Genomic DNA, 8,874 nt, shown 5'->3' on the forward strand with positions numbered 1-8,874 from the left:
AGATGGTGTTGCCGATGATGTTCTCTTCCGGCAAAAATCCCCACACATGGGAGTCTTGGCTGTCGTTGCGGTTGTCCCCCATCACAAAATAGGAGCCGGGGGGGACGAGAAATTCGGATCCCTGGTTGGGCACGCCGGGGCAGCGCTCGCCCGGACAGGAGTAATTGGGGGGAGCGTAGATATAGTCCTCCTGGAGCGGGATGCCGTTGACGATCACCTTGCCATCGGCAATGCGGATGCGATCTCCCGGCAGGCCGATCACCCGCTTGATGTAGGCACCGTCGAAGTTCAGCTTGGCAGGCGGGTAGAAGACGATGATGTCGCCCCGTCTGGGGGAGCTGAAGCGGTAGCTGACCTTTTCCACCACCAGCCGATCCCCTTCTTCTAGGGTGGGCAGCATCGAATCAGATGGGATCCAACGTGCTTCCGCCACAAAGGTGCGAATGCCGAAGGCCAACAGCAGCGCCAGCACCACTGTCAGCAAGTTCTCCCGCTGAGCCTGCCACCAGGTGCGGGAGCTGGAGCCGGCGGAGGTTTCCCCTGGCGACAGCTTGGGCTGGGGCAAAGACGTCGGATCTTTTGACGGCATGGCGGCTAGTGCACAAGACTGCACGATCTCAAGATTATCGCACCCAGCAGGAGCCAGCATCGAAAAGACGAATGGCCGCCAGTAGCTTACGATCGAGAGACACGTAGCCTGTAACTTGCAAACCCCATGACGATTTCAACAGAAGAGCGCCTAGAGCGGCTCGAGCGCTTGGTCGAGACCAACAGCCAAGCAATAGCCCACCTCAGCCAACAACAAGGGGAAATTTTGCAGCGGATCGATCGGCTCGCAGGAGATACTGGAAAGCTCTCAGAGCGTGTCGAGAAACTATCGGGCGATGTCGAGAAACTATCGGGCGACGTCGAGAAACTATCGGGCGACGTCGAGAAACTATCGGGCGACGTCGAGAAACTGTCAGGTGACCTGGAAAAACTGACTTTTAAGTTCGACACCGCTCAGAGCATCGGGGAACGGCTGGAACGTCTAGCCACCAGCCTGATTGCCGGCGCCACCATCAGCATTATTGCCGGAGTCATTTTGGTGCTGTTGCGGGAGGGATCCCGTTAGGAAGAAGCCGCTCAGGTTGTCGTGGGAATGGGACGCCTGGGGCGCTGAGGAGAGGCTCCTGGACTCCTACAGGCAGGGATTGGGGCAGGAGAGCAATGGCCTGGCCTGCATCGAAATGCCCATGGGGGATCAACTGCCGGAGGTGAGTTTTTCCCAGTCCTGCTGGTGGATAGCGATCATCTGGGCCTGGGCCTGAATGGCCGCTAACGTCTCTGCCATCAGGAGCCAGTTGCTGTCAGGGGGAGTGGGATATTGCTTGAGCTTCCCCAGGGTGCTGCTAAGGGCCACTTGCAGTTGCTGCAGCAGTTGGTGGGTTTGTTGGGCCAAAGCCACAGTCTCGGAGACGCGGAGGCGGTTTTGGCCTTGCTGATACTTCTGGAGGGCTTCTCCTCGCAGAATGCTGAGGATGGCCCCTTCCCTGGGAGGGGAGCCTGGCCCGCTTTTAGAAGGCTGGGGGATAATGCGCAACTGCAGCACCAGTGGCTCCCCCCGGTACAGCCGCTCCGCCTCTGCCTGCTGCGGCTCCCCGATGAGGTTGGGATCGAGAGCCATCATCCGCTTCATGGCGGCGATCAACTTTGCCCGTATCGACTCCGAGAGTTCCTTGAACAGATCCCGCAAAATCCCCTGCTGGCGGTAGCGAACCCGGCACAGCACTCCCTCCTGGGGTTCTACAAAAATTTGCTCTGCTTTCTCGTCTAAAGCCCGCCGCAGCATTGAGTTCAGCAACTGCTGCACCGTCTCTTCCGATTCGTCAGCAGGAAGGGGCGGAGCCGTTGGCCGTGCCGGCAGCGGCTGGGTGGGAGTCGGTCGGCTGGGCGGCCCAGCTACGGGAGCAGGGACTTCCCGAGTGGTGCGGTTAGCGTGGACCTGCAGGCGGAGCTGCTCCACCTCTGCCGGGCTGGGTGGGTGGCTAAAGTAGTAGGCAATTAAATCCTGCTGCTGCTCAAAAGTAATTGGGATCGGCTCAACGGAGATCTGGGAATAGGCGAGCATCTTGCTCACGTAGTCCAACGCCGCCAAATCCTGGGGATCCACCATGCCCAAAATGAGGCTATCGGTATCCAGGGCCACGGGCACAACCTGGTAGTAAATGCAGATCTCCACCGGCAGGTACTGGGCAATCAGGGCCGGCACCCGCGCCCGGTCAATAATTGAGTGTGGTCCCACCGCCAGCGAGGCATTTGGATCAGTCATGGCAAGCCTGGAGTGGATCCCGCACAGGCGAGACGTCACTTTCGAGCATTTTGATCATAGAGTAAAGGCTGCCTCCCCCGCCGTCTGAACCCCACAGCATCCAGGCTCGTCTGACCAGCGCAAATTGAATAATGTAATACTAGGAGCATTCTAGAATCCTTTACACCCACAGCAGTCAGGCCTTGTTAAGTCTTGGAGTTAACATCGACCACATTGCCACACTGCGCCAGGCTCGCCGCACCGTAGAGCCGGATCCGGTGGCAGCGGCAGTAATTGCCGAGTTGGCAGGTGCAGATGGGATCACGGTGCATTTGCGCGAGGATCGCCGTCACATTCAGGATCGGGATGTGCGGCTGTTGCGGCAGACGGTGCGCACCCACCTCAACTTGGAGATGGCCGCCACCGACGAGATGGTAGCCATTGCACTGGAGATCAAGCCCGATTATGTCACCTTAGTTCCCGAGCGGCGAGAAGAGATCACCACCGAGGGGGGTCTGGATGTGGCAGGGCAGGTGTCGCGTCTTAGCGAGGTGGTCAGCCAACTGCAGGGATCTGGCATTCCCGTCAGCTTGTTTGTCGATCCCGATCCCATCCAAATTGCCGCCGCTGCCCAGGTGGGGGCCCGCTGGGTGGAGCTGCACACGGGACGCTATGCGGAGGCGTCCTCGGAAGCGCAACAAGAGGCGGAGTTGGCCCAACTTCGGCAGGCTAGCCAACAGGCGATTCAACTGGGCTTGCGGGTGAACGCCGGACACGGCCTCACCTACTGGAACGTCGGCCCGGTGGCACGGATCCCTGGCATGGAAGAGCTGAACATCGGCCATAGCATCATCAGTCGAGCGGTGCTGGTGGGGTTGGATCGGGCGGTGCGAGAGATGCGTCAGGCGATGGGATTAAGCTCAGGAGTAGGCCCGGCATGAACTCGGAGTACTACGGCTACGACAACGGCTACGACAACTACGTTCTCGACCAGGCTGAGGTCGAGCGCCTGCTGGATCTGCTGCCCGCCAGCATGCGGGAGAGTGTGAAGATCTTGCCGGCCTCGGAACGGCAGACGGTGGTGATCAAGGGCCGTCGGCAAATGCCCTGGGAACGGCAGATGCGGCTGTTCATCAAGCCCTACGAGTGGCGACAGTTCACTCCCCTGCAGCGGGCAGGGCTGTTTCTCCACAAGGTGGGCTACTACAGCCGGGCAGCCTCGCGGCAAATCGACTTTTACCTGGCCATAGCGGCTCTGGGAGGGCTGAGCCTGATCTTCGAGGTCGTGCAGCAAGACCCGGTGGGGGCAACGGTTTCGGGAGGGTTGAGCGGCTTGGCGCTTTGGCAGTTGCGCCGCGACCAGACCAACGACCGCCGTCTTCTGGCCGCCGATGCCTACGCCGTGGATCGCCTGGTGTTGCGCGGGATCCCACGGCTGCAGGCGGTGGAGGCCTTAGGGCAGGCGCTGCACCTAGAGGCCCGTCTGGAGGGGCGTTCCGGCAACGACCTGCTAGACATGTTGCGCTACCAAAACCTGAAGCGGTTGGCCCAACGCCCGGCGGAAGATATCGTGTTGAGCTAGGGCTGGGGGAGTTAGCCATGCTCTCTCCCTCGCGGCTGGGATCCCTGGTGGGCCAGGGGGCATGGGGCCACCACCTCTTGCAGGTGGCAGTAACCGATTCCACCAACCGGCTGCTCTTGGACTGGGGTCGTCGCTTCCCTCAGCCGCTTCCCCTGGGCACGGCTTTGGTGAGTACCCGCCAGCGGGCGGGACAGGGCCAACACGGGCGGGTGTGGCACTCGCCGCCGGGGGGGCTGTATCTGTCGGTCTGGCTGGGATCCCCGCCTCTTCGGCGTTCGCTGCTGGAGTTGACCCTGACGCTGGCCTGGGGTGTTGCGGGCAGCCTACGACAGCGACTGGGGATCCCGCTGCAACTGAAATGGCCCAACGACCTAGTGGTGGTGGATGAGCAGTGTCCAGGTTCTCTGCGCAAGCTGGGTGGCCTCTTGGTGCAGAGCCGCTTTGGGGAGAGAGGGCAACTGCTGGGGCTGGTGGCTGGCATTGGGGTAAATGTCAACAATCCCGTGCCCGCTGAGGGAATCAATTTGGCCGAGATCTTGGGATCCGGGCAGGATGGCACTGCCGTTGCTGCCTGGGTCTTACAGGGGATGGAGCGCGGGTTTCAGATCTGGCTGCAGGAGGGGTTTGCTCCTGTGCGCTCCGAGTACGAAGCCTGGGCGGTAAAGCCGCAAGTTCGATGGCCCCCAGGAGAGACGCTGGCCACGGTTTTGGGCCTTGCCGGGGATGGCAGGCTGCGGGTACAAACACAGGGGGGGCTGATCCTCGTCCTTGCTCCCGACCAGGTGCGCCTGAGCTATCAACTGCCTATCGCCGGTGACCCTTCGTTTTCTGCTGAGTGACCTGTAGCGGGTGATGGATCCCTTGCCCATGTCGGCAAAGTCTTTTTGGCTGCGTCTTCCCTCTTGGCCAGGCAGCAGGTTGGCGGGAAGGGCGCGGTTGCTGCGGCGGCTAGGGCTGGGCTTAGGGTTGGGACTGGGCCTGCTCTGGTTCTCCTCCACCGCCCTGCTGGCGCAGACGCAACTCCATCCTCTGCCTCCCCCTCCCTCGGTAGGCCCGGCTCTGGACACCCCTGCAGCAGAAGCCCTGCTGTTGGATGGCGCCATTCCCCTGCCGACGGGCAGCCCAGAGTCCACAGGCTTGGCGTCCGAACCTGGCAGCTCTCCAACTCTAGAGGCAGAAACCCGCGTAGAGACGGTGGTGGGGCGGGAAATGATCATGGAGCCGCCGGCGACCCAGAACTTGGCTGTCGATGCTCAGCCGGAAAGTGGGGTGCCAGTGGTGCTGATGGAGCGCAGCTCCGGTCGCCGCATCATCCTCATGCCCGGCGAAGAAATTCGCATTGAGGATCCCAGCCAACCCCAAACACCTGAACTGCCAACGCCGGCATTGCCCGAATTGGCGGCAGGCGAAGAACGGTTGCTCTATCCTTTGCCCCACCCCGTGCCGATTACCTCTGGGTTCGGCGTGCGGATTCACCCTATCCGCGGCCAGCCAGAGTTCCATGCCGGCGTGGATCTAGGGGCCAGCCTAGGCACGCCGATCCTGGCTTCGTTGAGCGGCAAGGTGGTGAGCGCGGGATCCTTGGGAGGCCTGGGAATTACGGTTGTGCTGGAGCATGCCGACAGTCGGCGCACGCGCTACGGCCACATGTCCGAAGTCGCGGTAAGAGCCGGGGAAGTGGTGGAACAGGGATCCGTGATCGGCTATGTGGGAGCAACCGGAGCGGTCACTGGGCCACACCTGCACTTTGAGCTGTGGAAGCAGACAGCGGGTCAAGGTTGGGTGGTTTTGGACGCCACAGAAGAGCTGAAGGTCGCCGTTGCCCAGTTGCCAGGTTAGCTTAATTGGCGGGAAGCCCCGCACTGTATGGGTAAATTGTGTTGACTCAAGAGCCAATCAGTGTCGGGATGACGGCCGTTCGTCCTACAATTGAGAAGAATAAGTTAACTCTCTGGAGAGTTTCCCACTGTGGATCGCACAGTGGCAGCACGCTAAGACCTCTGTACCAACAAGTCGGGGAAGCGTGAAGCCCGTACGCTATCGGTTCGCGCAGTGTGGTGTAAGCCATATTGTGTTGACTCAACAAAGGTGAGTGTCGGGAGTCGTTCACGTTAGCATAATTCATAATTGAGTAATTGAGCGGGATCCGAGTCGGCTAACAACTGGCCAGTGGGGTCAGCTTTTGCGGACGTGGCGGAATGGCAGACGCGCTAGACTTAGGATCTAGTGCCGCAAGGCGTAAGGGTTCAAGTCCCTTCGTCCGCATGGTCAAACAAGCTCCTCATTCCCGGCCCTTCTCCTAGGGGGAGAAAGAAAAAACTGTTAACCTTTTGGGCTGGTCTTGGGGGAAGTCTTCTGTCGCTAGCCGGGGAAGATCACTTGCAAGATTTGCTCAGGAGCAATCGAGTCGATCACTCCGTTGGCAGCCTTAACGGCGCGGAACGGCCCCTCAGCGGGCAGCAGCCGTTCCGGTTCAGTGGGGCCAAACAGAGCTACCAGAGGGGTTTGGGTGGCCACCGCCAGATGCATGGGGGCGCTATCGGTGCAAAGCAGCAGAGTTGACCCGGCGATCAAGGCCGCCAGTTGGCCCAGTTGGGGAGGACGACTGACTGGTAGATCCGGCAGTTGCGACAGAAACCCCTCCGCCAGTTTCTCATCCTCCGGCCCCAACAGCAGCACCAGTGGCAGCTCAGGGCGCTTTTCCCGGAAGCCCTTGATCACCCTGACCCAGTTGACGGGGGGATAGATCTTCTGAATTCCCTTCTCCTGTGACAGTTGGCTGGCGCCGGGGTGCAACAGCACATAATCTTTGGCAGCATCCCCTAGCAGGCGCTTGCGCTCTTGCTCCGCCCATTCCAAAGCTGTTTTTTTCAGGCGAATCTGGGGCAAGCCTGCCGGCGCCGCAATGCCAAACCCCTGTAACAGGTCGTGATACATGCTCGCTGCATATTGGGCCGGCTTCAGGGGCACCGGGTCGGTGAGCCAAGGCCGACCTGGACCCGGAGGGGCATAGCCAACCCGCTTCGGGATCCCGGTCAGCCAGAGCAGGAGCTTGACCCCCAGCCCTCTGCCCAGGCTCAGCACGGCGTCGTACTGCCGTTCCCGGATTCGCCCCAGCAGATCGCTGATATCTCCCAACGAAAGCTGCTCTTTGAACGGAAAGGTCAGCACCCGATTCACCGAGGGACAGAGCTCGTAGGCAGCCGCCGACCGCGGCTCCACCATCACCTCCAGCTCAGCCTCCGGAAACCGCTGCCGCAAACTTGCCAGGGTGGGAAAAAAAAGAATTTGGTCGCCAATCCCTCCCGGCACCAAAGCTAGAATTCGGGGTGCTAAAGGCGCTTTGCCGCCAACTTGTTGAGAAGCAACCTGCATAGAGCATCCTGTCGATAGCTGTAGCTGTATCCAGCCTAGGGGATCCCTGGTCAGAAATGTACCGCGTTCACTCTAGCTTAGGCTCAATCCGGAGCGAGGCTGAATCCCAGCCGCTCGCTCAGCAACTAAGCTTCAAAAAAGCCCAATTTGGTGCCAGAGCGTTGTCTCCACCGGCTTTTATCCTCGATGATGGGCTGTGGCCGCTACCCCCCCCTCACCCCCATGACGGACGAGCCTATCCCGCTGCTGGATTTAACTTTGCAATACCGCGCTCTGGCTGGATCCCTTCTGCCTGAGGTGGAGGCGTTGCTGGCCTCTGGCCAGTACATCGGGGGAGAGGCGGTGCGGCGCTTTGAGAAGCTATTCTCCCAGTTTCTTGGCGGCGGCGACCTGGAGACCGTCAGTTGCAATTCCGGCACTGATGCTTTGGTATTGGCCCTGCGGGCCTTGGGGATCCAAGCGGGCGATGAGGTCATCACCACTGCCTTTAGCTTTTTTGCCTCTGCCGAGGCTATTGATTTGGTAGGGGCACGCCCGGTGTTCGTGGATGTGGATCCCTGCACCTTTAACCTGGATCCCCAGCTTCTGGCAAAGAGCATTTCTCCCCGCACCAAAGCCATAATCCCAGTGCATTTGTTCGGCCAGGCAGCCAACATGACCCAGATCCTGGCCATTGCGCGGCGACATGGGTTGGCAGTAGTGGAAGATTGCGCCCAGGCAGTAGGAGCCTGCTGGGGGGGCAGGCCAGTGGGCACCTGGGGCGATATCGGCTGCTTTAGCTTTTTTCCCACCAAAAACTTGGGGGCAGCAGGGGATGGCGGGGCAGTGGTAACCCGGGATCCGCAACTGGCCCGCCAGGTGCGCATCCTCAAAGAACACGGCCAGGTCTGTCAGTACCACCACGAATACATTGGCCTCAACAGCCGCCTCGACGCGCTGCAGGCCGTGATCCTCGCGGCTAAGCTGCCTTACCTGCGGGAGTGGAACTGGCGGCGGCAGGCCATTGCCGAGTCCTATCACCGCTTGTTGCAGGGGATCCCTGGCCTCATCCTGCCCCAGGTGGCGGTGGGGGGCAACTCGGTGTGGCACCAGTACACGGTGCGGGTGCCTGGCTCCCACCCAACCGACTCACGGCGGCGTGATGCTTTGCAACGGCAGTTGCAGGAGCGGGGCATTGCCAGCCGCGTTTACTACCCCATCCCTCTGCATCTGCAGCCGGTGTACCGCAAAAAGTTGGGGTACAAACCTGGGGATTTGCCCAATGCCGAACTCTGTGCTGCCCAGGTGTTGTCTTTGCCCTGTTTTCCCGAGCTGACCCTCCGGCAACAAGAGCGAGTGGCCGCGGCCATTGCCGAAATCCTCACAGAACAACCCTGCCCCTAGCCCCTGATCCATTTACGCTGCGAAGTACAGATATTCTCCGGCCAACGCAACGATAGCTACCTTGTCTCGGACGATCCCTCAAAGGTCTGAGGAAAAACCCCAGAGCACCATCGCTAGCCTGTAACTGCTGTGCCACCGCAACTGTCCCGATTCCGCCTCGAAAGGACTCCGTCCTGCTGACGCGAATGGCAGGAAGGATCCGACCAGTAAATTTGCGGGACTTGCCCTATCGCGTAGCTCAATG

General features: G+C 60.6%; 9 protein-coding genes and 1 tRNA gene. 7 read left to right on the top strand and 3 right to left on the bottom strand.

Annotated elements, in window-relative coordinates:
- A partial coding sequence (lepB, locus tag NW841_RS08340; RefSeq protein WP_414386071.1) for a signal peptidase I occupies window positions 1–589 on the bottom strand: 589 nt, incomplete at its 3' end.
- 126 nt (window positions 590–715) lie between these two features.
- Between lepB and NW841_RS08345 the strand changes: the two genes are divergently transcribed.
- Entirely contained in the window at window positions 716–1,114 is a 399-nt protein-coding gene (locus NW841_RS08345) for a hypothetical protein (RefSeq protein WP_414386072.1), read from the top strand.
- Between the two features lie 129 nt (window positions 1,115–1,243).
- Here NW841_RS08345 and NW841_RS08350 read toward each other — a convergent pair whose 3' ends face one another.
- Window positions 1,244–2,311, bottom strand: a complete 1,068-nt coding sequence (locus NW841_RS08350; protein WP_414365698.1) for a hypothetical protein — start codon at window positions 2,309–2,311, stop codon at window positions 1,244–1,246.
- Between the two features lie 182 nt (window positions 2,312–2,493).
- Here NW841_RS08350 and NW841_RS08355 point away from each other — a divergent pair, with 182 nt between their 5' ends.
- The 5 genes from NW841_RS08355 (at window position 2,494) to NW841_RS08375 (ending at window position 6,137) form a co-directional block, all read left to right on the top strand.
- A complete protein-coding gene (locus NW841_RS08355; RefSeq protein ID WP_414370954.1) occupies window positions 2,494–3,231 on the top strand; it encodes a pyridoxine 5'-phosphate synthase in 738 nt (245 codons plus the stop codon).
- Window positions 3,228–3,872 (top strand): DUF3318 domain-containing protein, encoded by a 645-nt coding sequence (locus NW841_RS08360; RefSeq protein ID WP_414365696.1) that lies wholly within the window; start codon window positions 3,228–3,230, stop codon window positions 3,870–3,872. Before NW841_RS08355 ends, NW841_RS08360 begins: the two co-directional genes overlap by 4 nt.
- 17 nt (window positions 3,873–3,889) lie before the next feature.
- On the top strand, window positions 3,890–4,711 hold the full coding sequence (locus NW841_RS08365; protein ID WP_414386073.1) for a biotin--[acetyl-CoA-carboxylase] ligase: 822 nt from the start codon (window positions 3,890–3,892) through the stop codon (window positions 4,709–4,711).
- Between the two features lie 28 nt (window positions 4,712–4,739).
- Entirely contained in the window at window positions 4,740–5,711 is a 972-nt protein-coding gene (locus NW841_RS08370) for a M23 family metallopeptidase (RefSeq protein WP_414370951.1), read from the top strand.
- A 345-nt stretch (window positions 5,712–6,056) separates the two neighbouring features.
- Window positions 6,057–6,137 (top strand) — tRNA-Leu (locus NW841_RS08375).
- A 96-nt stretch (window positions 6,138–6,233) separates the two neighbouring features.
- Here NW841_RS08375 and NW841_RS08380 read toward each other — a convergent pair.
- Window positions 6,234–7,247 carry a glycosyltransferase family 9 protein gene (locus NW841_RS08380; RefSeq protein ID WP_414378039.1) on the bottom strand — a complete coding sequence of 338 codons (1,014 nt, stop codon included), beginning with the start codon at window positions 7,245–7,247 and terminating at the stop codon, window positions 6,234–6,236.
- 222 nt (window positions 7,248–7,469) lie between these two features.
- Here NW841_RS08380 and NW841_RS08385 point away from each other — a divergent pair, with 222 nt between their 5' ends.
- Window positions 7,470–8,630, top strand: coding sequence for a DegT/DnrJ/EryC1/StrS family aminotransferase (locus NW841_RS08385; RefSeq protein ID WP_414386074.1), 1,161 nt, complete (start codon window positions 7,470–7,472; stop codon window positions 8,628–8,630).
- Window positions 8,631–8,874 lie beyond the last annotated feature (244 nt).

Origin of the sequence: Synechococcus sp. H60.3, assembly GCF_047462295.1 — a bacterium.
Lineage (GTDB): Bacteria > Cyanobacteriota > Cyanobacteriia > Thermostichales > Thermostichaceae > Thermostichus.